At 39.9% G+C, this 21,555-nt stretch carries 22 protein-coding genes; 9 read left to right on the top strand and 13 right to left on the bottom strand.

Going from position 1 to position 21,555, the window contains the following annotated elements; translation table 11 throughout:
• The first annotated feature begins 10 nt into the window (after positions 1–10).
• The gene (locus ACFSR6_RS10115) at positions 11–793 is read left to right on the top strand and encodes a 3-keto-disaccharide hydrolase (RefSeq protein WP_379078307.1); all 783 of its coding nucleotides are present in this window, start codon (positions 11–13) and stop codon (positions 791–793) included.
• A 104-nt stretch (positions 794–897) separates the two neighbouring features.
• Complete coding sequence (locus ACFSR6_RS10110) at positions 898–1,506, top strand: TMEM175 family protein (RefSeq protein WP_379078305.1); 609 nt, start codon at positions 898–900, stop codon at positions 1,504–1,506.
• A 113-nt stretch (positions 1,507–1,619) separates the two neighbouring features.
• On the opposite strand, the gene aat is transcribed toward ACFSR6_RS10110, so the two are convergent.
• The gene (aat, locus tag ACFSR6_RS10105) at positions 1,620–2,252 is read right to left on the bottom strand and encodes a leucyl/phenylalanyl-tRNA--protein transferase (RefSeq protein WP_379078303.1); all 633 of its coding nucleotides are present in this window, start codon (positions 2,250–2,252) and stop codon (positions 1,620–1,622) included.
• Between the two features lie 73 nt (positions 2,253–2,325).
• On the opposite strand from aat, the gene ACFSR6_RS10100 reads away from it, so the two are divergent.
• Both ACFSR6_RS10100 and ACFSR6_RS10095 read left to right on the top strand, forming a co-directional pair.
• Positions 2,326–3,768 carry a DUF1800 domain-containing protein gene (locus tag ACFSR6_RS10100; protein ID WP_379078301.1) on the top strand — a complete coding sequence of 481 codons (1,443 nt, stop codon included), beginning with the start codon at positions 2,326–2,328 and terminating at the stop codon, positions 3,766–3,768.
• Between the two features lie 127 nt (positions 3,769–3,895).
• On the top strand, positions 3,896–5,095 hold the full coding sequence (locus ACFSR6_RS10095; protein WP_379078299.1) for a DUF1501 domain-containing protein: 1,200 nt from the start codon (positions 3,896–3,898) through the stop codon (positions 5,093–5,095).
• Positions 5,096–5,155: 60 nt separating this feature from the next.
• On the opposite strand, the gene ACFSR6_RS10090 is transcribed toward ACFSR6_RS10095, so the two are convergent.
• Positions 5,156–5,509: a hypothetical protein gene (locus ACFSR6_RS10090; RefSeq protein ID WP_379078297.1), complete on the bottom strand. Its 354-nt coding sequence runs from the start codon at positions 5,507–5,509 to the stop codon at positions 5,156–5,158.
• A gap of 107 nt (positions 5,510–5,616) precedes the next feature.
• Here ACFSR6_RS10090 and ACFSR6_RS10085 point away from each other — a divergent pair, with 107 nt between their 5' ends.
• Positions 5,617–5,985, top strand: a complete 369-nt coding sequence (locus tag ACFSR6_RS10085; RefSeq protein ID WP_183766007.1) for a YccF domain-containing protein — start codon at positions 5,617–5,619, stop codon at positions 5,983–5,985.
• A gap of 75 nt (positions 5,986–6,060) precedes the next feature.
• On the opposite strand, the gene ACFSR6_RS10080 is transcribed toward ACFSR6_RS10085, so the two are convergent.
• Positions 6,061–7,035 carry an App1 family protein gene (locus ACFSR6_RS10080; RefSeq protein WP_379078295.1) on the bottom strand — a complete coding sequence of 325 codons (975 nt, stop codon included), beginning with the start codon at positions 7,033–7,035 and terminating at the stop codon, positions 6,061–6,063.
• Positions 7,036–7,093: 58 nt separating this feature from the next.
• On the opposite strand from ACFSR6_RS10080, the gene ACFSR6_RS10075 reads away from it, so the two are divergent.
• Positions 7,094–7,963 carry a diacylglycerol/lipid kinase family protein gene (locus ACFSR6_RS10075; protein ID WP_379078293.1) on the top strand — a complete coding sequence of 290 codons (870 nt, stop codon included), beginning with the start codon at positions 7,094–7,096 and terminating at the stop codon, positions 7,961–7,963.
• On the opposite strand, the gene ACFSR6_RS10070 is transcribed toward ACFSR6_RS10075, so the two are convergent.
• The 5 genes from ACFSR6_RS10070 to rbfA all read right to left on the bottom strand — a co-directional run bounded on the left by ACFSR6_RS10070 (position 7,955) and on the right by rbfA (position 10,979).
• Positions 7,955–8,344, bottom strand: a complete 390-nt coding sequence (locus ACFSR6_RS10070) for a hypothetical protein (protein WP_379078291.1) — start codon at positions 8,342–8,344, stop codon at positions 7,955–7,957. The genes ACFSR6_RS10075 and ACFSR6_RS10070 overlap by 9 nt on opposite strands.
• Before the next feature lie 9 nt (positions 8,345–8,353).
• Complete coding sequence (locus tag ACFSR6_RS10065) at positions 8,354–9,007, bottom strand: TonB family protein (RefSeq protein ID WP_379078289.1); 654 nt, start codon at positions 9,005–9,007, stop codon at positions 8,354–8,356.
• A gap of 266 nt (positions 9,008–9,273) precedes the next feature.
• Positions 9,274–9,960, bottom strand: a complete 687-nt coding sequence (locus tag ACFSR6_RS10060) for a peptidoglycan DD-metalloendopeptidase family protein (protein ID WP_379078287.1) — start codon at positions 9,958–9,960, stop codon at positions 9,274–9,276.
• 6 nt (positions 9,961–9,966) lie between these two features.
• Positions 9,967–10,596 (bottom strand): PAQR family membrane homeostasis protein TrhA, encoded by a 630-nt coding sequence (gene trhA / locus ACFSR6_RS10055; RefSeq protein WP_379078285.1) that lies wholly within the window; start codon positions 10,594–10,596, stop codon positions 9,967–9,969.
• A 5-nt stretch (positions 10,597–10,601) separates the two neighbouring features.
• Positions 10,602–10,979, bottom strand: coding sequence for a 30S ribosome-binding factor RbfA (gene rbfA / locus ACFSR6_RS10050; RefSeq protein WP_147227499.1), 378 nt, complete (start codon positions 10,977–10,979; stop codon positions 10,602–10,604).
• Between the two features lie 266 nt (positions 10,980–11,245).
• Between rbfA and ACFSR6_RS10045 the strand changes: the two genes are divergently transcribed.
• Positions 11,246–11,539: a four helix bundle protein gene (locus tag ACFSR6_RS10045; RefSeq protein ID WP_379078736.1), complete on the top strand. Its 294-nt coding sequence runs from the start codon at positions 11,246–11,248 to the stop codon at positions 11,537–11,539.
• A gap of 140 nt (positions 11,540–11,679) precedes the next feature.
• Here the strand turns inward: ACFSR6_RS10045 and hflX are convergent, their stop codons facing one another.
• From hflX to ACFSR6_RS10020, 5 genes are all read right to left on the bottom strand, one after another.
• Complete coding sequence (gene hflX / locus ACFSR6_RS10040) at positions 11,680–12,870, bottom strand: GTPase HflX (protein ID WP_183766021.1); 1,191 nt, start codon at positions 12,868–12,870, stop codon at positions 11,680–11,682.
• 89 nt (positions 12,871–12,959) lie between these two features.
• Positions 12,960–13,742: an indole-3-glycerol phosphate synthase TrpC gene (gene trpC / locus ACFSR6_RS10035; protein ID WP_379078283.1), complete on the bottom strand. Its 783-nt coding sequence runs from the start codon at positions 13,740–13,742 to the stop codon at positions 12,960–12,962.
• Between the two features lie 200 nt (positions 13,743–13,942).
• Positions 13,943–14,557: an anthranilate synthase component II gene (locus ACFSR6_RS10030; protein ID WP_379078281.1), complete on the bottom strand. Its 615-nt coding sequence runs from the start codon at positions 14,555–14,557 to the stop codon at positions 13,943–13,945.
• 52 nt (positions 14,558–14,609) lie between these two features.
• The gene (locus tag ACFSR6_RS10025) at positions 14,610–16,007 is read right to left on the bottom strand and encodes an anthranilate synthase component I family protein (protein ID WP_379078279.1); all 1,398 of its coding nucleotides are present in this window, start codon (positions 16,005–16,007) and stop codon (positions 14,610–14,612) included.
• 457 nt (positions 16,008–16,464) lie between these two features.
• A complete protein-coding gene (locus ACFSR6_RS10020; RefSeq protein WP_379078277.1) occupies positions 16,465–16,911 on the bottom strand; it encodes a cytochrome B in 447 nt (148 codons plus the stop codon).
• Between the two features lie 113 nt (positions 16,912–17,024).
• Here ACFSR6_RS10020 and ACFSR6_RS10015 point away from each other — a divergent pair, with 113 nt between their 5' ends.
• Positions 17,025–20,045: an amidohydrolase family protein gene (locus tag ACFSR6_RS10015; RefSeq protein ID WP_379078275.1), complete on the top strand. Its 3,021-nt coding sequence runs from the start codon at positions 17,025–17,027 to the stop codon at positions 20,043–20,045.
• A gap of 75 nt (positions 20,046–20,120) precedes the next feature.
• Positions 20,121–21,431, top strand: coding sequence for an amidohydrolase family protein (locus ACFSR6_RS10010; RefSeq protein WP_379078273.1), 1,311 nt, complete (start codon positions 20,121–20,123; stop codon positions 21,429–21,431).
• Positions 21,432–21,555 lie beyond the last annotated feature (124 nt).

The following is a 21,555-nucleotide window of genomic DNA, read 5'->3' as shown; positions in this document are numbered from 1 at the left end:
AACCACAATTATGAACAAGTACACACTTTTATTTATTCCTGTTTTATTTGCAGGTCAGGTTATGGCACAGGATAAAAAACCAGATCCTTCCAAAGATCCCAAAACAACTGAAGTTTGGGAGCCGGTTCCTAAAATCGTTACGCCAGGCAAATTACCTCAGGACGCCCCGTCTGATGCAATCATTCTTTTTAATGGTCGCAATTTAGATGCTTGGCATTCAGTAAAAGACCCCTCAAAACCAGCTGCATGGACTGTAGATGATGGATTTTTTACCGTAAAAAAAGGCACAGGAAATATCGAAACCAATAAAAAGTTTACCGATTACCAACTTCATTTGGAATGGAAAATTCCCGAAAATATTTCTGGCGAAGGACAGTCGCGTGGAAACAGCGGCATATTTTTAGCTTCAACAGGCGGTGGCGATGATGGTTATGAAATCCAGATTTTAGATGTTTACAACAACAAAACTTACGTAAACGGACAAACAGGCAGCATTTATAAACAGGGAATTCCTTTAGCAAATGCCAACAAGAAACCGGGCGAATGGCAATATTATGATATTATTTGGAATGCACCACGTTTTAACGAAGACGGAACAGTACAAAAACCAGCAAGTGTTACCGTATTTTTAAATGGAGTGCTTTTACAAAATGGGTTTGTATTAAAAGGTGCAACGAGGTATATCGGTGCTCCTGAATATAAAAAACATGGTCCTTCTTCGATCAAATTACAGGATCACGGCGACCCAAGTCCTGCCATTAGCTTTAGGAACATTTGGGTAAGAGAGCTATAATTTCAACAAAACAACAATATGGAACCTGCAGGGCAAAAGCCTGCAGGTTTTGTTTTATAAAATAATTTGATTGATAATTGTAGTAAATCTAATACCAGGTATTTATGAACAAAGGCAGATTGGAAGCATTTAGCGATGGTGTGATAGCCATTATCATCACCATTATGGTTTTGGAGATTAAAGTCCCTGAGCACGGCGAAACTTTAGCTACTTTAAAGCCATTGATCCCTAAATTCATCAGTTATGTCTTAAGTTTCATTTATGTTGGTATTTACTGGAATAATCACCACCATTTATTACACGCCGTTAAAAAAGTGAACGGATCAATACTTTGGGCCAACTTAAATTTTCTTTTTTGGCTTTCGCTGTTCCCATTTACGGCAGGCTGGATGGGCGAACACCACTTTGCCCTGTGGCCCGTTATTACCTATGGCACAGTGTTACTTCTTGCTGCCATTTCATATACTTTATTGGTGATTATTATTAAAAAAACCGAAGGGCAACACTCTTTAGTGGTGCATGCTATTGGCAATGATGCCAAAGGAAAGCTTTCACTACCATTCTATATTGTTGGTATTGCATTAAGCTTTATCAACCCCTGGATCGGTTTTGCACTTTATTTCCTGGTGGCCTGCATTTGGTTTATTCCCGATAGAAGAATTGAAAACGCCATACGCGAGCAAAGTTTAATTGATGATAATAAGTTGCATTAACTTAAGGTTTACCTGAAGACGAGCGTTCGGCAATGCTTCCGAACCGGAATTGCTACTTACGGGTAGTAAGAAAAATTAATTTTGATACCATACAACTTCAATCCACCTTCGCTTTAAGGCGACTGAAGCATTTGCATATACAACTCCCTGCTGATCATTTCAGCACCTAAACTCATCAAATGGTCATTTGGCAATTGGCAATCGATTAAATCGATGTTCATTTTGCTTAAAAAAATAAGGGCAGCTTTTGAGCTATTGCTGACGTGGCTAAACATGCTCTCACCACAAAACACACGGTTAACCTTTACGCCATATAAACCGCCCACTAATTTACCTTCCTGCCAAACCTCTACACTGTGCGCATAACCCTGCCGATGGAGGTTGATGTAAGCCTGCTGCATTTCATTGGTAATCCAGGTTCCATCCTGCCCTTTCCGTTCTGTGGTAGCACAGTTCCTGATCACTGCTGCAAAAGCCTGGTTAAAAGTAATTTTAAAAACCTCCTGTTTTAAAATTTTCTGCATGCTTTTACTGATCTTAATTTTAGAAGGATATATCACACACCGCTCATGGGGAGAATACCAGAGGATCGGTTCCCCCTCGCTAAACCATGGAAATATGCCATTAGAATAAGCAATCAACAATCTTTCCACACTTAGATCTCCACCAATGGCCAACAAACCATCCTCTTCGGCCAGGGCTGGGTCTGGAAAGCCCGGATTGTCATCAAGTAACTGAAAAAACATAAACAAAAATAAGAAAGAAAACAAAGATTAAACCCTGGCGTTTTAAATAAGTCATACTGTAAAACAGTCTATTATGAGCACAAAAGATAATTTTTTAAAAGTAAAACATCTTTACAACAGGGCAGGTTTTGGGATTTCTTATACCGACTTACAAAAATTAAGCAGGAAAAATCTCGATAAAGTGGTAGATAACTTGCTTAAAAATTCTCAAAAAGACGATCCGATCAACCTGGTAAACGATTTTGAATCAAGACGACAGCTTTTGGTACAGGCTGGCTTATATGCCAAAAAAGACCTGACCGATGATGAAAAGAAAATGCGTCAGCAGATTATAAGCGAACAAAACGAAGTAAGCCGCGATCTGAATATTGCCTTCATTACCAAGATGATCAACACAGATGCCCCGTTGAGAGAAAAGATGACACTCTTTTGGCACGGACATTTTGCCTGCCGCAGCAATAACCCGTTTTTTGCACAGCAACTGAACAACATCCAAAGAAAAAATGCCTTAGGGAGCTTTAAAACCTTGCTGGTTGAGGTTTCGAAGTCGCCTGCAATGCTGCAATACCTGAATAATCAGCAGAACAGAAAGGGGAAACCAAATGAGAATTTTGCCCGCGAACTGATGGAGCTTTTTACTTTAGGAAGGGGAAATTATTCGGAGCAGGACATTAAAGAATCTGCCCGCTCATTTACCGGCTGGATGTATGATAAAGATGGTTCTTTTATTTTTAGGGAAAACCTGCACGATACGGGAACCAAAAGCTTCTTTGGCAAAATCGGGAATTTTGAAGGCGAAAACATCATTGATATTATTCTCGAAAAACCAGAAACTGCACAGTTTATTGCCTGGAAAGTATATAAGTTCTTTGTTAATGATAATCCAAATGAGGCACATGTTAAAGAACTCGCCACGCATTTTTACAATTCGAAATACGACATCGCTTCGATGATGAAAAAAATGTTTACTTCCGATTGGTTCTATAGCCCGGAAAATGTAGGCACAAAAATTAAATCGCCGACCGAATTTTTGGTGGGTCTAAGTCGTGAGTTTTATGTTACCTACAATAAACCACAGGTTTTAATCCAGTTACAGAGCAGTTTAGGTCAGTATCTGTTTAATCCGCCAAACGTAGCGGGCTGGCCGGGTGGACAAAGTTGGATAGACAGTTCGTCATTAATGCTGCGGATGCGTATCCCTTCTCTTGTTTTAAATGATGGGGAAATTGATTTTAGTGGAAAAGCCGATCCTGAAGACGAAGCTGTAATAGCCCTAAGCCGGACAGCTACCACCAAGGCAAATGCCAATATGAAACCAAAATCGTACGTAAATGCAAGTGTTGACTGGCCTAAATTTTTAAACACGCTGCCAAAAGGTTTAACACCATTGGCCCTCACCCAGTTTTTATTACAGCCAAAATTAAACGATAAAATTACGACCATGGTAAGTGATAACAAGGGGCTACGGAGTACCGCAGTGGAGATTACAAGTATGCCAGAGTACCAATTGTGCTAAACGCCGTGGGTTAATGGTTAAACGGCTCATGGTTGATAGCCTTTTTGCTAAACATCCGGGCCATTAATATTAAAACTATTAACCATTGACAAATGAACCACTAAAAACCTCATTAACTACTAACAAGATGAACAGAAGAACTTTTTTAAGAAATACAGGATTCGTTGCTGCAGGTTCGCTATTCGTTCCTGCTTTCATGAAACCGCTTGAGGCCATGGCTCTTGATGAATTGAGCCTTTACAAAAACCTGGTGGTGGTACAGCTTTCCGGAGGAAATGATGGCCTAAACACTGTTGTTCCTTTTGGAAATGACATTTACTATCAAAAAAGAAAAAGTATTGCCATTAAACCCGAAGAGGTAATTAAGCTAAACGATATGCAGGGCTTAAACCCTAACATGGCTGCATTACAGGAGATATATGATCAGGGCTGGATGACGATTATTAACGAGGTTGGTTATCCTAATCCCGACCGTTCGCACTTCCGCTCGATGGATATTTGGCAAACCGGCAGCGATAGCAATCAATTCTTATCAACCGGGTGGATTGGCCGTTATTTAGACAGTAATTGTCAAACCTGCAAATTCCCTTATACCGCAATAGAAGTAGACGATTCACTTTCTTTAGCGATGAAAGGTCAAACCAAAAAAGGGATTGCATTAAAAGATCCCGCAGCTTTATTCCGCAATACAAACGATCCATTTTTTAAGGCCATGTTGCAGAATGATAAGGAACATTTAGATGAAGATAATTTAGGCTATTTGTATAAAACCATGATTGAAACATCATCATCTGCCAGTTATATTCAGAATACGTCGAAAATTTACCAGTCTAAATCAACTTACCCTAACTCCGGTTTTGCCAACCAGTTAAAAACAGTTTCAAAATTTATTTCTTCGGGACTAAAAACGAGGGTTTATTACGTTTCGTTAAGTGGTTTCGATACCCATGTGAACCAGGTTGGCCAACAGGGAAACCTGCTTAAACAATACAGCGAGGGGATGGCCGCTTTCTTAAAAGATTTAAAATCGAACAATAAGCTAGATGATACTTTAGTCATTACCTTCTCTGAGTTTGGCCGCAGGGTAGAACAAAATGCAAGCAATGGAACCGACCACGGAACGGCAAACAATATGTTCGTTTTTGGCGGAAAATTAAAGAAACAGGGTATTTTTAATGCTGCTCCCAACCTAAGTGATTTAGATACCGGAGATTTAAAATACCAATTGGATTTCAGGCAGGTTTATGGCACTATTCTGGATAAATGGCTGGATGTAAACAATGCCGATATTTTGAATAAGAAATTTAATACCCTGGATTTTATATAGGTGTACAAAGAAGTCAAGTTTAATAACCAACTTGCTGCAAAAAACTTGACTTCTTGTTTATTATTTCCTTTTCAACACATATACAGGCTTGTTTGATGATTGGTCTATCTGCTCGGTGTAAACACTAAACAGCTCGTAACCGTAGGCTTTCATTTTGTTCACAGCATCAATTGCTGAATTAAATTCGATTTTTTTTCCATTATCATCCCTGATATACATTTCGCTATAATCATCTACCTTTTGGCCATATTCAAGCGCAATCCATTGTTTATCTGTTAAAAAACTTTTTACTGCACGGATCTGGATATAATCTACGTGAATATCGGTCAGCTTTACCCCGTTTACATTCTGGGCTTTAACGCGCGATAGCCCAAAGCAGACGGTGAGTGCCGCTGCAAAAATTAATTTTTTCATGTTGTGTTTCTTTTGTGTGTAATTCTAAATTACGGAGAATCTATTAAGAATGCATGATTTACCTGTAACAAAAAGCAAATTCTTAAATCTTAACTTAAACAAAGACCATGAACTTTTTAGGCAATATCATCTGGATTATTTTTGGCGGAATCTTTATTTTTTTCGAATATATTATCGGAGGACTGATCCTTTGCCTAACCATTATAGGCATTCCTTTTGGTATCCAATGTTTTAAATTTGCCATTGTTGGCCTTGCGCCTTTTGGAGTTAAAATAACCGACACTTCATCAAACACGGGTTGCCTCTCTACCATCATGAATCTGATCTGGATTTTTTGCGGTGGCTTTTGGATTGCCTTAACCCATTTGTTTTTCGGCATCTTGCTTTGCATTACCATCATAGGTATTCCGTTCGGCCGCCAGCATTTTAAACTCATGAACCTGGCCTTTACGCCATTTGGGAAGTCAATTTCTTAATTTAAATAAACCTGAGTAGATTCATCATTACGACAGCAGTGGAGAAACCTGTATCCATCTTTTTGGAAAAGCAAACTATTGTATTAACCCTATTGACTTGGAATGTTCAATAGCTTCTCCACTATCATTAAATAAACAGGTCCAAACCCCCTTGTCTTCCGCTTTCTTAAGCAAAACCATGGTTTCTGCGGCTTTTTCTGGCCGGATATTCCTGATATAAAGCGCTTCAATGTTTTTAGGGTATTTTTCTACTATCGAGCTGTAAATTTCGGGGTCTTGTTGCGAATTATCACCAAAAAACACAAATTTCTGATTAGGAAAGGCATCCAGGATACGCATCACCCTCAATAATTTCCCTTCATGTCCGGTTTTACCCGTTTTAACCAGGTCTTTCCATCTTTTCAGGGTGTTTAATAGAAAAGCGCCATCGGGCAATTTGTTAAACTTAAAGGTTTCTAGCAAATAATCATACAAATTCCATTCGCTACTGCTCACGTAAAAAAAGGGATTGGGCTGTACTGCATCGGTATGAGATAAAGCCAATTGCTGATAATGACCTGCTGCATCGGGAAAGGTTTTGCGCGTATGTGGATTTTTAATAAAAAGCTCCCTCAGCCGCTTCCCAATGGTTGCTGAATGTGAAATCATAATGGTATCATCCACGTCAGAGATGAAAGCATATTGTGTAATGTGGGGTACATAAACCTTACCTTCGCCAGCATTTAAAACAGTTCCATCGTCATTAAGTGCTTCTACTTTAACATCATGCCAGCCGGCCGGGATATCCTGATCAGCCTTCCATTCGAATTTAAAAAAACCATCACTTTCGGTTTTGTTATCAATAATCTGATCAAAAAACCGCAAACGAACGCCAACAAAAGCGTATGGTTTTAAAATAAATAGTTTTAACAGATGTACAATATTAAGAAAGATATTGTTGCTGTAAACCTGTTGTGCTTTTGCCCTATATTTAAAAACATGGCCATAAACAACTAAATTATGTGCATGGCCATACCCATGATATACTTTTACACTAACAGATTTATTCATTCATATTAAAACAGAGTTTATTAAAAGTTGTTTGTGAGATAAACATCAGGTAACTACAATGAAATTACTGTTCATCATCAATCCGGGCTCGGGCAATCACGATATAAACTTAAAAGAAGTAATTTCTGCACATTTCGATGCAAAAAAAATTGAAATAGATCTTTTCGAACTGCCAAAAGACTGTTCTTTAGATAAAATAAAAGCAAAAATAAGCAGCTCAAATGCCAACAGGGTGGTTGCCGTTGGTGGCGATGGCACATTAAAACTTGTAGCAGAATGTTTATTGAATACCGAAATCCCCGTTGGCATTGTTCCGGCAGGCTCAGCGAATGGAATGGCGAAAGAACTTGGCATACCAACTGATATTGAACTCGCTTTATCGCTTTTAGAGGAAGGCAGGCTACAGAAAATACATGTAGTTAAACTGAACGATGAGATCTGTATCCATTTGTCCGATCTGGGTTTTAACGCCTATTTGGTAAAGAAATTCGATACGCTGCCCCAACGTGGCATGTGGGGCTATGCAAAAGCAACCTGGCACGCCTTGTGGAACCACCACCGAATGGACGTACAACTGAAGCTTAAAGACGAAACCATTACCTCTAAAGCAGCCATGGTGGCCATTGCCAACGCAACCATGTATGGCTCCGGACTAAAAATTAACCCTGATGGAAAATTAGATGATCAACTTTTTGAAGTAATTTTGGTAAAGGATTACTCGTATCTCGAAATATTAAAAATCTGGATTACAAAATTGCCTTTTAACCCGAAAAAGATAGAAGTGTTCCAAACGGCAGAGGTAAAAATTTCTTCAAAACACCAGGTACATTTTCAGATTGATGGCGAATACATCGGCAGGGTGAATACTGTAGAAGCAAGCATTCTTCCTGCGGCCATCACGGTGATTTTACCCGTCTTATCAAAATGATGCGCGGTGAATTTTAACACTGAAATATAACCTGAAAAATTCAGCAATAAAACAGATCTTGAATAAAATATCAAACCAGCGATCGCCCAGGTTTAAAATTTCAGGCAAATAGGTAATAAAACCTATAGAAAAAACCCAAACCACTAAACGGAAGGGAAACTGGATATAATAGGTGATGAAACCGAATTTCTTGAATAGGATTAAGCCCAGCGCCGAAATAAATAGTGATATAAATAAAGGCAATAACAAAACCACCTTGGCCTGTGAGAGTACCTGATCCGGGATTTCATTCAAATGCGTTAAAATCTGCCAAAATTGTTTGGCCAGTAATGCAATGCTGATGATATCCAATAAAGCAAAAAACCGGGTCGTATTTTTCATTAATTTATTCTACTTACAATATTGAGCTAAATACTCATCAGCTTTTTTACTACCCATATATTTAACAAAGGTAAAATCTTCACAGGCACCCTGCTTATCACCTTGCTTAATTTTTTTTAAGCCCATTTTTATCCGATCATCCAGGTACTCATCATCAATGCCCAATTGATTTTTAATGGCTATGATCTGGGCTTCCTGGCCAGGTTTCGCCTGATCGATGTTTTTATAAAAATTAATGACTGAATTGGTTAAGGCTTCTTCTGCCTGGTAGCTTCTGATAGACTCCTGCATCTCTTCGTTCGATTTTCCCTCGCAGTTATATCCCGAAAGCACAAAATTAACGGGAACCACAATAGAAACAGTAGTATCGTAACCTGCCGGAACCTGCCATTTACCACTGCTTAGCCGCACTAAACGCAGGGCTTCCTGATCAAGATCAGATAGTATACCCTTGCTTATTTTCGAAAAATAAACCTTTCCCTGCTCATTAAGCTTAAAACTTACATTTACTGTACCCTGAACGCAGTTATTTTTAGAAAACCGGGGATAAACCGTATTATCTCTTAAAAAATCAGCAAAACCATTTTTACCTGATTTAAACTGAACCTGCGCCATTGCCAGCGAACAGCAAAAAAGTAAACAAATGGTGAACAGGTTTTTCATCTTACTAATTTACGGTTTATTCAGGTTTAACCACAGAGAACGCAAAAATTTTCGTAGAGGAAATAGAAGTTTTGCCACGAAACTAATGCGGTTGTCATGCTGAATTTATTTCAGCATCGCTATGTTATAAAAACGCAGCGCGCTGTGTCTCCCTTTGGCTATTCTGTGGTTAAAAACAGGCGCCTGAGAATAATATTTGTTTATCTTAAAAAAACAGAACAATGAGAAATCCTGAAATAAATTCAGGGTGACGACATGATAGAAAGCTAAGAAAAATTAACCTTCAAAATTAAATTGGGGTCGGGACAATTGGCCAAATACTTTTCCCTTTCGCTAAACTTACACACCCCGGGATAATCGCCTTTTAGTCCTCCCATATCTTTGATCAATTGAAAATGAAGATGCGGTGGCCACGATCCGTTTTCTTCTTTTGCGCCCAGTTCTGCAATTTTTGTTCCTGCGGGGATAAATCTACCTTCATCCAATCCCTTTAAAGAAGCCAAACTTAAATGACCGTACAAGGCATTGAATTTATATCCACTTATATCGTAAGTTAGAATGATGGTAGCACCATAATCGCCAAGATTATCGTTATAGGCAAAACTTTGCACAGTTGCATCGTAGAAGTTGTAGATTGGAGTTCCTGCCGGCCCCCAGATATCTACACCTAAATGTAACCTGCGGGGTTCTTCTCCGGTATCAAAATGTGCACTTCGCGAATAAATGGTACGGTGTTCGTTATATCCGCCAATTCCGTAACGGGCATGGTTTTTAGCCAGCTTTTCGTTAACCCAATCTGAAAACAGGTCGGTATGATCTAAAATTTCGTCTGTTAATTCCGTATTGGCGGCTGTAAAGTCCAGAGGCAGAAGCTGATCGTTTTTTACATCAAAATCAACAACTTTTTGGATCCATGCTGCATTTGATTGAATAACCTGATCGAAAGTTTGCATCTGTAATTATTTAAAGATATACACGAAATTATAAATGTAGTGCGATAACGCTCCGCCAATTACAAACAGGTGCCATAATTCATGGCTGTGCATCCATCTGAACAGCTGTTTATCTTTGGCATAATAATAAGTTCCGCCGATATAAAAAACGCCTCCGAACAATAACCAGAAAATTGCACCGATAGGCAAAGCCACCAGCATTTTCTGTAGCAATGGAACAATTAAGCAGCCCATTAAAATATAAATGGATAAGGATATGGCCGTACTTTTTAACCGGTTAAAGATTTTAAGCAGGCAACCTACAAGGGCAATAATCCACACAATAGTGAACAGGCTCCAGCGCAGCCAGCCCTCAAAAACCAGTAAGGCTGTTGGCGTGTAAGAGCCTGCAATCATTAAATAAATGCAGCAGTGATCAAATTTCTGCCAGAAACGGACCCCATAATCGGTAGCAGGATAACCGTGGTACATGGCACTTACTCCAAAAAGAATAAAGGTTCCGATGCTGTAAATCCACGCAGCCGTAAATTCGATGGGGCTATGGCACTTTTGAAGCAATAGGTAGCCTGCCGGAACTGTAATTAATGCCGGGATGAAGTGTGTGAAGAAATTAACGGGTTCCCTTAGCTTCCTCACAAAAATTATTCGCTGTCTTCGTCTTTTTGCCTGGGTTCTTTTGCAATCTTATCGAAAAGATGGTCCATCCGTTCTACATATTCATTGGTATCGTCCACAAAGAAAGTAAGCTCTGGCACCACCCTCACCTGGTGGCGGATACGACTGCCAAGTTTATACCTGATCTCCCCGGCATGGGCATTAACCGTATTGATTGAAAGCGTGGTATTGTTGGTATTGAGAAAGCTCAGGTAAACCTTAGCGACGGCTAAATCTGGTGAAACCCTAACACGGGTAATGGTTACCAATGTGTTGGGCAAAAATGCAGCTCCTTCGCGCTGAAAAACCTGGGCCAACTCCTCTTGTAATACTCCTGCAAATTTCTGCTGACGTTTACTTTCCATAATGTTATAATTATCAATTACCAATAATTAATTATCAGACCCTACAGGGTCTTTTAAATTAAATTGATAAGGTTTTAAAATTATCAATAGTCAATTATCAGACCATAATAAATCTGCTAAAGGAAAAAGATAATAATATTAAAATGCTATCCTCGGGACAATTAAATCCCTTTAGTTTTTTGTAAAAATACTTATATTTAATTAATGAGCAACGGAACAAATTTTAATCTTGAAGAAAGAACTTTCTTGTTCGCTCAATCTGTTAGATCTTACTGCAAAAAGGTACCCATAACATCATTAATATTCAAGACATTAAGCAGGTTGTCCGGTCTTCCGGCTCGGTATCTGCAAATTACATCGAAGCCAATGAAGCACTAAGCAAAGCTGACTTTATTTACCGGCTAAAAGTTTGCAGAAAAGAAGCAAAAGAAACCAAACTCTGGCTTAATCTGATCGATATTGAAGATAAGAAAGACCTGGAACCTACAAAATTACTTTTAGTCAGTGAAGCAAATCAATTGATGCTGATATTTAATGCAATAATTAAAAAATCTCAATAGCTAATGACAAATCACAACAACCAAATTCAATTGAAAAAGCAATTTTTGATTATTTACTCATCTTTCTAAGCCCATTGCTATGGTTTGATCATTAAAAATTGGTGATTGATTATTAATCTACCAGATTCTTTTCCTAACAATTAATACAAAAGGTTACTATCATATGGGTACCTAGCTACATGCGCAGCTTTTACCTTATCATACAACAGCGTTTTAAATTCTTCAAGGTTTTCTTTTTGGGTTGCCGATATAAACAATACAGGTACTTTATCGTGGCTCATCCAGCTTTTTTTGAAGTCTTCTAAAGTGAGCTTGCCGTCATCCTCTTCATTATCTACCTCTGGCGAAACATAGGCATCAATTTTATTAAAAACCAAAATCATGTCTTTATCAATTGCGCCGATATCTTTTAATGTTTCGTTAACAGTATTGATCTGGTCTTCGAAGTTGGGATGCGAAACATCAACCACATGAACCAACAAATCGGCCTCGCGCACCTCGTCTAGAGTAGATTTAAAACATTCTACTAAATGGTGAGGCAATTTGCGGATAAACCCAACAGTATCCGAAAGCAGGAAAGGCAAGTTCTCGATCACTACTTTACGAACAGTCGTATCCAAAGTTGCAAACAACTTATTTTCTGCAAATACTTCCGATTTGGAAAGCATGTTCATAATAGTCGATTTACCTACGTTGGTATAGCCAACTAAGGCCACACGGATTAACTGCCCCCGGTTTTTACGCTGTGTTTCGTTCTGACGGTCGATATTTCTTAAACGCTCTTTTAACAAAGAGATTTTATTTAAAATGATACGCCTGTCACTCTCAATCTGTGTTTCACCCGGACCACGCATCCCAATACCACCCTTCTGGCGTTCCAAGTGGGTCCACATACCGGTTAAGCGTGGCAAAACGTATTGTAACTGTGCCAGTTCTACCTGTGTTTTTGCCTGTGCCGTTTGGGCCCTGTTGGCAAAAATATCGAGAATTAAATTACTTCTATCCAACACTTTCACACCAAGCTCACGGTCGATATTACGCAGTTGCGAAGGCGATAATTCGTCATCAAAAACAACCACATCAATCTCTTCTGATTTTACGTAAGCTTTAATTTCTTCGAGCTTACCCGTACCAACAAATGTGGCACGGTCTGGTTTTAACATTTTCTGGGTAAAAACTTTTTCCACCTTCCCACCAGCTGTATCAACCAAAAAGGCCAGCTCATCTAAATATTCCTTTGTTTGGGCTTCTTTTTCGCCAGGAGTAACCACTCCAACTAAAATTACCCTTTCCTGCACAATGGCAGTATCATAAAATTTTTGTTTTCCCATGTAATTGGTGCAAAGATACGAAATTTGATAACGTAAATCTGTTAGTTCAAACCTAGCAGGCCCGCGAAACCTGCGAGATTTGTAAACATTTATATCTGCGCTACAAATTCTTTAATGGCAGTTCCCGGGCGATCGGTTTTCATGAAATTCTCACCGATCAGGAACCCATTAAAGCCTGCAGCTTTTAACTCCCTAATAGTTTGCGGGTTACTGATGGCACTTTCTGAAATCTTTAAAAACTCATCCGGAATTTTGTTCACCAGGCTGAAAGAGGTCTGGATATCAACCGTAAAATCGCCAAGGTTTCTATTATTTACCCCAATAGCATCCAGGTTCGGGCAGATGCTCCTTTCCAGTTCTTCGAGGTTATGAACCTCTAAAAGTACATTTAAGCCCAAATTATGTGCAAACTTACCGAAGTCGTTAATCTGTTGCGGAGTTAAGATAGAGGCAATCAATAAAATAATATCTGCTCCCCAGGCTTTTGCTTCCAGAATCTGGTATTCGTCGATCATGAAATCTTTTCTTAAGATCGGAATATTATTTACTGCCCGGGCAGCCAGAATATCGTCGGTTTTGCCTCCAAAAAAATCAACATCAGTTAAAACCGAAAGCGCAGATGCTCCTGCAGCATTGTAGGCCTGTGTAACTTCAGCTACATCTGCTACCCCATTAATTAACCCTTTTGAAGGCGATCGGCGCTTGAATTCGGCAATAATGCCTGTACGATCTTTGGCCAATAAGAAGTCTTTAAAAATATAAGGTGTTCTGTTAAAATGTACCGAACTTTCTAAATCCTGCACAGAAACCAAAGCCTTGGCCGCCGCGACTTCTTCTTTTTTACGTAATACGATTTTATCTAAAATATTCATTATATCAATCTATCATGAGGGTGCATTATAAATATAAATTGTCATCCTGAGCTTGTCGAAGGGCTTTTATTAACTACTTAAGAAGCGTTTCGACAGGCTCATATTGAGAAAAAAGCTCAACGATATACCCTTATCTAAAATTTAACTAATCCCAGTAAGATCCTGAAACAAGTTCAGGATGACGACCGGATGAATAAGTGTTAGAGGGTCGACGTTAACCAATTGGTCATCATCTGCTTACCATATTCGGTAAGTACGCTTTCCGGATGGAACTGTACCCCTCTGACATCCAATGTTTCGTGCCTCAAAGCCATAATTTCACTTTTGTGATCTCTTGCCGTAATTTTTAAACACGAAGGGAAGTTCTCCTTACTCACCACCCAACTGTGGTAACGCCCAACATTTATGGTTTGCGGACATTCCCAAAACAATGGTTCATCTCCATCTACAACCGTTACCGGGGTGGCAATTCCATGCATCGGCCTGCCCAGGTTTAATAAAGTCCCCCCAAAAACTTCGGCAATGGCCTGTTGCCCTAAACATACACCAAAAATGCTTTTGGTTGGCGCATAAGTTCTGATTACATCTAACAGTAAGCCGGCTTCTTCCGGAATACCTGGCCCCGGAGAAAGTAAAATTTTATCGTACTTTTCTACATCAGCCAGATCGAACTTATCATTTCTCCAAACTTCGGCCTCATAACCCACTTCATTAATGAGGTGTACCAAATTGTAGGTAAAACTGTCGTAGTTATCGATTACCAGAACCACCCCCTTGCCCCCTGAAGGGGGAGTATTATTTATATTTTTCTCCATTGTATTTCTTACTTGTGGATTTTGCTCCAAACTAAAAACTCTTAATGCCCAACTATATTCCTTCTGCCATTTCCACCGCCTTACGCAATGCGGCAATTTTATTGTTCACTTCCTGCATTTCTGTTTCAGGCACTGAATCTGCAACAATACCTGCCCCCGCGCGGTAATGCAGTTCGTTGTTCTTGCTCATAAAGGTCCTGATCATGATGGCATGGTTAAAATCTTCGTTAAAGCCCATAAAACCGATAGCACCTGCATAGAAATTCCGGCCCAGTTTTTCGTTTTCATCAATCAGCTGCATGGCTTTATATTTTGGCGCGCCACTTAAAGTACCTGCCGGGTAAGTATCGGCAACCACTTTAAAAGCACTTACATTTTCCTGCAGGTGTCCGCTCACTTTACTTACCAGGTGAATCAGGTGTGAATAGTATTGTACTTCTTTAAAAGATTTCACTTCTACCCGGTTACAGTGCCTGCTTAAGTCGTTTCTGGCCAGGTCGACCAACATTACATGTTCAGCACTTTCTTTAGGATCCTGCTCCAGTTTACGTGCCTGTTCTGCATCTTCGATATCGTTTCCGCTGCGCTTAAAGGTTCCGGCGATCGGGAAAATGTTTGCCGAATTATTTTTGATGGTAATCTGTGCCTCCGGCGAGGAACCAAATAATTTGAAATTGCCGTAATCGAAGTAAAACAGATAAGGTGAAGGGTTAATGGAACGTAAACAACGGTATACGTTAAATTCATCACCCGAAAATGCCTGTTTAAATGCTCTTGAGGGCACAATCTGGAAAACATCACCACGGTAAATGTGCTTCTGTAATTTTGCTACCAGGTCCATAAAACCCTGATCGGTTAAATTTGAAGATTCTTTTCCTCTCTTCTGGAATTTATATTCAGGGTAATTTTTATTTTGAATCAGGTACTCCATTTTCTCCAATCCGCCTTCCTCTTCGCCCTCGAAAGTATTTTTGAAAAGGGTAATTTCGTTTTTAAAGTGATCAATAGCGATGATGTAACGATATAAATGGTACTGCATCTCCGGAATCTCTTCTCCTTCCGGTGTTTCGGAAATAAACTTAATATCCTCGAAATGCTGTACAGCGTTCCAGGTAAAATAACCGAATAATCCACTCGAGATAAATTTGATTTCAGGCAATTCGGTTTCTTTGAATTTGTCTTTAAAATCAGCGATCTCATCAATCAGGTTTTTACTTTCGGTAATTTCTACCGTCCCATCTGGAAAATAAGTTTCCAGGCGCGATCCCTTCAGGATAATTCCGGCAACAGGATCGGCACAAACGAAACTCATGGAGTTTTCTCTACTGTGGTAATCTGAACTTTCCAATAAGATACTGTTCGGGTACACATCACGTAAGCGTAAATAAATGCTCACAGGGGTAGTGGTATCAGCAAGCATTTTTTTGTAAGTGGTATTTATTTTATACATGATAAAGCTAAAATGGTATAAGGCTTATGGTTTCTATTTTTGTATTTTATTTAACAATAAAAAGCCCGGCGTGTGGTTCTACGCCGGGCTTTAATGGTTCTTTAATAAGGTTTAGGTTGATAAACTATATTTCTTTCATACGCAGCCAGCGCAATCCGTTTTCGAATTACTTTGCCAAAGCCATGTATGTATATTGTTGATCATTAGACACAAAAATATAAAGAATTTTGAAAACGCGAAATATTTATAAAAATAATTTAAACAAATAGTTCTTTAGCCGCAAAGTTGGTAATAGTGCTTTTTTTACCCCTTAAGGCATATAGATTGGCTCTCCTCTCTGCATAAAGCTGCAAGAGCCAAAATTGCTGTTGTATTGAGTGAGTATACAAAAAATCCCACCCTGTAAAGGGCAGGATTTAATTTATAAAAATACCATAAAGGCAATCAACCGGATGAACTAAGATACCCCAAAGAAAGATCTTCCCGGAACATCCTTAACCATTAGTAACAGGGTTACAATGATAAGAATCAGGGCCAGCCCGAAGAAAACAGCAATGGTGCGGTGTTTGGCAACAGCGTCAGCCACTTTTTTCGATTTCGCATTACCCACGGTAATCAGGATAATGGCGATAATCATCATACTGGTATGTTCCATTTTAAAATAGCGTACCGCCGGTGCGCCTGCACTGCTTAATTTATACCAGCCTTCGCTAAAATAAAGCACTAATCCGATCAACAGCTGAATGTGCGCGCTGATTAAAGTGAAAACATTAAGTTTCCGGTCGCCTTCTGTATAGGTTTTGTTGCCAAACCAGCCCGATAGCGCTTTAATAACCGCAATAACCAATAAAAGAAATACTACATAACGCCATCCTGAATGTGCGCTTTTTAAAATATCGTTCATATCTATAAATTTCTGTGTTTCAAAAATAGGTAATTATTGTAAAAAATAGGTTATCCAACAGAATGAAGCCTAATTTATATTAGTTTTAAACAATTTAAACCCTAAAACTTATTATGAAGAAAATTTTACTCGCCATTGGGCTGGTAATTTCTACTACATTTCTGTTTGCACAGCAAACCACCTTTCCGGTTAATGGCTCTTTTGATACCAGGCCTGGAATGTTTGCCTTCACAAACGCAACAATAGTAGTGAATGCCAACCAAACCCTTAGCAATGCTACCCTCTTAATTAAAGGACAAACCATTCAGGCCGTTGGGGCAGGCTTAGCCGTTCCTAAAGGTTATGTGGTGATTGATTTAAAAGGAAAATTTATTTATCCATCGCTTGTTGATGCCTTTACCAGTTATGGCCTTAGCGAAACACCTGCAACGCAGCGTGGCTTTGGCGGTCAGCGTCAGTCTATTTTTGTTTCGACCAAAAAAGGTGCTTATGGCTGGAATGAAGCGATCAGACCGGAAACTTATGTAAAAAACATTTTCTCAACCGATAGTAAAAAAGCAGACGAATTGCGCAAGGTTGGTTTTGGAAGCGTAAATGTGATTAACCGCGATGGTATTGCCCGAGGGGTTTCTGCAGCCGTTACCTTAAACGAAGGTGCAGATAACAGCGTGATCCTGAAAGATCAGAGCGCAGCCAATTATTCTTTTAACAAAGGGACTTCCTCGAACGATTACCCTACCTCGTTAATGGGTTCTATTGCTTTATTGCGCCAAACCTATTACGATGCACAATGGTATGCCAAACAAAAAGAGGAATACAACATTTCTTTAGATGAATTCGGTAAACAGCAGAATATCCCGCAGATTTTTGAAGTAGACGGATGGCAGAATGTACTCCGTGCGGATAAGATCGGCAAAGAGTTTGGCAAAAAATACATCATCAAATCAACCGGCGATGAATACCAGCGTATTAATGAAGTTAAAGCAACAGGAGCAAGTTTAATTATTCCATTAACTTTCCCTAAAGCTTATGATGTAGAAGACCCTGCGGAAGCCAGGAACGTAAGTTTATCGCAGATGAAAGGCTGGGAACTGGCACCTACAAATCCTGCAGCACTTGAAAAAGCAGGGATTAAATTTGCACTAACAGCTTTCGGTCTGGAGAACAGCCGCGATTTTTGGGCAAATATCCGAACCGCAATCGAAAATGGGTTAAGCGAAAAACAGGCATTACAATCGGTTACCGAAATCCCTGCTTCCCTTTTGGGCATCAGCGATAAGGTCGGTTCGTTAGAAAAGGGCAAAGTTGCCAACTTTTTAATCTCATCTGATAACCTGTTTAAAAACGGAAACATCATTTTCGAAAACTGGGTACAGGGCAAACGTTTTGTGGTAAACAAAATGGACGTAAGCGATATACGTGGCACTTACAATTTAACTGTTGACGGTGTTGGTGCCTTAACCCTAAAAATTACCGGAACCGGCGGCGGATCTACCGCGGCGATTGAAAGAGTTGGTGCAGACAGCGTAAAAACAACCGCCAATTTTACCAGAAACGGCGATTGGATCAGCATCAATTTTAACTTAAAGAAAAATCCAAAAGGCGATATCCGTTTAAGCGGCTACCTTACTTCGGCAAATCCGGTTACGATTAAAGGCGAATCGGCATTGGCTGATGCCACTACCGGAAAGTTTACCGCCACTTATAAAGAGGCCGCGAAAGAAACCCCTAAAAAAGACGAACCTAAAGCTACTTTAGCCCTAGGTCAGGTCATTTATCCTTTTTCGGCTTTCGGCAGTGCTGAACTGCCTAAACAAGAAACCGTGCTGATTAAAAACGGTACCGTTTGGACGAACGAAAAAGACGGCATCCTTCAAAATGCCGATGTACTTTTAGAAAATGGGAAAATTAAAGCTGTTGGCAAAAACCTTTCTGCAAACGGGGCCAAAGTGATCGATGCTACCGGTAAGCATGTTACTGCCGGTATTATCGATGAGCACTCGCACATTGCCGGCTCGGGAGGAATTAATGAGGGTGCGCAATCCGTTTCAGCAGAAGTACGTGTTGCCGATATTATCAACTCTGAAGATGTAAACATTTACCGCCAATTGGCCGGAGGGGTTACCACTTCACATATTCTACACGGTTCTGCAAATCCGATTGGCGGACAATCGCAGTTGATCAAATTACGCTGGGGCAAATCTCCTGAAGAATTAAAATTCGCAGGAGCCGATGGTTTTATCAAATTCGCATTGGGCGAAAACGTTAAACAAAGTAATTTTGGTACAGGTGCCCGTTTCCCTGTTACGCGTATGGGTGTTGAGCAAACTTTTGTAGATGAATTTACCCGTGCAAAAGAATACGCGAAAGCCCTATCCGTAAAAGGTAATAGTGTACGCCGCGATTTAGAGTTAGATGCTATTGTTGAAATTTTAAACAACAAGCGTTTCATCACCTGCCACTCTTATGTGCAGAGCGAAATCAACATGCTGATTCACGTAGCTGATAGCCTGGGCTTTAAAATCAACACTTTTACACACATTTTAGAAGGCTATAAAGTGGCCGACAAAATGAAGGCGCATGGCATTGCTGGTTCAACTTTCTCTGATTGGTGGGCTTATAAGAACGAAGTAGCCGAAGCAATTCCTTATAACGGAAAAATTATGCACAATGTGGGCATTACCACTGCTTTCAACTCTGATGATGCAGAAATGGCCCGTCACTTAAACCAGGAAGCCGGAAAATCGGTTTTATACGGTAACGTTCCGGAAGAAGATGCCCTGAAATTCGTAACGCTTAATCCTGCCAGGATGCTGCACATTGATGATAAAGTAGGAAGTTTGAAACCAGGTAAAGATGCCGATGTGGTAATCTGGACAGCCAACCCGCTTTCTATTTATGCCAAAGCAGAAAAGACCTTTGTAGATGGTATCGCGTATTGGGACATCGATAAAGATGCCCAGATGATCAAAGCACAACAGGTAGAAAAAGCCCGTTTGATCCAAAAAATGTTAGAAAGCAAGAGCAAAGGTGGCCGCATGCAGCGCCCAATGGGTGATGCCCCGCGTTTATACAATTGCGAAACTTTAGAAAACTATTCAGCAGAATTAACCGAAAAAGAACATGCATATTAAAACCATCATGAGCCGTCCAATTACAATTTACAGGCCTACGATAGTTTGAATGCATTTGAAAAATATAAAAACGCGATGAAAAGATATATATTCAGTCTGGCTTTATCGGCAACAAGCCTGATATGCCTTGCACAGGCAAACATTTCGCCAGCTAAAAAACAAAGTAAAACCATTGCCATTACTGGTGCAACTGTACATGTGGGCAATGGAACAGTGATCGAAAACGGCACCATTCTTTTTGGCAACGGAAAAATTATTTCGGTTACGGCCAACGGACAGGTACCACAGGACGATGTGCTTCGGATTGTAGCTACAGGGAAACATATTTATCCTGGTTTTATTGCCGCCACCACTAACCTGGGTTTAACAGAAATTGAAGCTGTAAAAGCAACTTTGGATTTTCAGGAAATAGGTGATTTTAATTCACATATCCGTTCTATTGTAGCCTACAATACTGATTCGAAGGTTCCGGCTACTTTGCGCAGCAACGGAATTTTAATGGCACAGCCAACCCCGCAGGGCGGAACGGTTTCGGGCAGCTCGTCCGTAGTACAGCTTGATGCCTGGAACTGGGAAGATGCCGTAATTAAAACCGACGATGCCATGCACGTTACCTGGCCGGTTACTCCACGCTTCAGAGGCGGTTTTGGTGGTTTCGGCCGTCCGCAGCAATCGCCCGAAGCCTTAGCCGAAAGAACACAGGCCGCCATTGCACAATTAACTTCTTTTTTTGCTGAAGCTAAAGCTTATTCGGAAATGGGCAAGCCAGAGGTAATCAATACCCGTTTCGAAGCCATGAAAAAGGTATTTGCAGGTAGCGAGAAATTGTTTATTGCGGCCGACAGTCAGAAAGATATTGTTGCAGCGGTTAATTTCGCCAAAAAATTTGGCATTACACCAGTAATCACCGGCGCAGATGAAGCTTACCTGATTATCGATTTTCTTAAAGACAACAACATTACTTTAGTGGTAAAACAGCCACATGCTTTACCCAACAACAATGATGATGATGTAAATATGCCTTATAAAAATGCGGCTGTATTAGCCAATGCAGGTTTAAATGTAGTATTGAGTATTGATGGTTACTGGCAGCAACGCAACCTGCCTTTTATGGCGGGCACGGTTACGGCCTGGGGGCTGGATAAAGAAAAGGCTTTATCAACCATTACCTTAAACGCAGCAAAAGCCATGGGTATTGATAAAACTGCGGGTAGTATAGAAGCTGGTAAAGATGCCACTTTCTTTATCTCTGCCGGCGATGCATTGGATATGCGCACCAATAAGGTAGAACAGGCTTTTATCCAGGGTAGAGATATCAATCTCGATAACCTGCACAAACAACTGGATAAAAAATTCAGCGATAAATATGCCGCTGAGAAGAAATAAGTAGTTAACCGTTTATTCCATAAAATACAACGGCCGATAAATAAATATCGGCCGTTTTTATTGTACTTTCACCTGTCCAATATATAACCCGGTCTTTTTTTGTAAAATTGATTAATTTTTTCAC

Origin of the sequence: Pedobacter vanadiisoli (genome assembly GCF_042684385.1) — a bacterium.
In the GTDB taxonomy this organism is placed as follows: Bacteria; Bacteroidota; Bacteroidia; order Sphingobacteriales; family Sphingobacteriaceae; genus Pedobacter; species Pedobacter vanadiisoli.
The sequence above is the reverse complement of the archived record's forward strand: the minus strand, read 5'-3'. Positions and strand labels throughout refer to the sequence as shown.

Coding starts and splice junctions, on each gene's coding strand:
- ACFSR6_RS10010 (WP_379078273.1), top strand. CDS start 20,121: ATGAAAAGATATATATTCAGTCTGGCTTTATCGGCAACAAGCCTGATA.
- ACFSR6_RS10060 (WP_379078287.1), bottom strand. CDS start 9,960: ATGCAAACTTTCGATCAGGTTATTCAATCAAATGCAGCATGGATCCAA.
- ACFSR6_RS10065 (WP_379078289.1), bottom strand. CDS start 9,007: ATGAAAAACCTGTTCACCATTTGTTTACTTTTTTGCTGTTCGCTGGCA.
- ACFSR6_RS10080 (WP_379078295.1), bottom strand. CDS start 7,035: ATGAATAAATCTGTTAGTGTAAAAGTATATCATGGGTATGGCCATGCA.
- ACFSR6_RS10095 (WP_379078299.1), top strand. CDS start 3,896: ATGAACAGAAGAACTTTTTTAAGAAATACAGGATTCGTTGCTGCAGGT.
- hflX (WP_183766021.1), bottom strand. CDS start 12,870: ATGGGAAAACAAAAATTTTATGATACTGCCATTGTGCAGGAAAGGGTA.
- ACFSR6_RS10075 (WP_379078293.1), top strand. CDS start 7,094: ATGAAATTACTGTTCATCATCAATCCGGGCTCGGGCAATCACGATATA.
- ACFSR6_RS10090 (WP_379078297.1), bottom strand. CDS start 5,509: ATGAAAAAATTAATTTTTGCAGCGGCACTCACCGTCTGCTTTGGGCTA.
- ACFSR6_RS10115 (WP_379078307.1), top strand. CDS start 11: ATGAACAAGTACACACTTTTATTTATTCCTGTTTTATTTGCAGGTCAG.
- ACFSR6_RS10085 (WP_183766007.1), top strand. CDS start 5,617: ATGAACTTTTTAGGCAATATCATCTGGATTATTTTTGGCGGAATCTTT.
- ACFSR6_RS10025 (WP_379078279.1), bottom strand. CDS start 16,007: ATGTATAAAATAAATACCACTTACAAAAAAATGCTTGCTGATACCACT.
- ACFSR6_RS10020 (WP_379078277.1), bottom strand. CDS start 16,911: ATGAACGATATTTTAAAAAGCGCACATTCAGGATGGCGTTATGTAGTA.
- rbfA (WP_147227499.1), bottom strand. CDS start 10,979: ATGGAAAGTAAACGTCAGCAGAAATTTGCAGGAGTATTACAAGAGGAG.
- trpC (WP_379078283.1), bottom strand. CDS start 13,742: ATGAATATTTTAGATAAAATCGTATTACGTAAAAAAGAAGAAGTCGCG.
- ACFSR6_RS10015 (WP_379078275.1), top strand. CDS start 17,025: ATGAAGAAAATTTTACTCGCCATTGGGCTGGTAATTTCTACTACATTT.
- ACFSR6_RS10070 (WP_379078291.1), bottom strand. CDS start 8,344: ATGAAAAATACGACCCGGTTTTTTGCTTTATTGGATATCATCAGCATT.
- ACFSR6_RS10030 (WP_379078281.1), bottom strand. CDS start 14,557: ATGGAGAAAAATATAAATAATACTCCCCCTTCAGGGGGCAAGGGGGTG.
- aat (WP_379078303.1), bottom strand. CDS start 2,252: ATGTTTTTTCAGTTACTTGATGACAATCCGGGCTTTCCAGACCCAGCC.
- ACFSR6_RS10100 (WP_379078301.1), top strand. CDS start 2,326: ATGAGCACAAAAGATAATTTTTTAAAAGTAAAACATCTTTACAACAGG.
- ACFSR6_RS10110 (WP_379078305.1), top strand. CDS start 898: ATGAACAAAGGCAGATTGGAAGCATTTAGCGATGGTGTGATAGCCATT.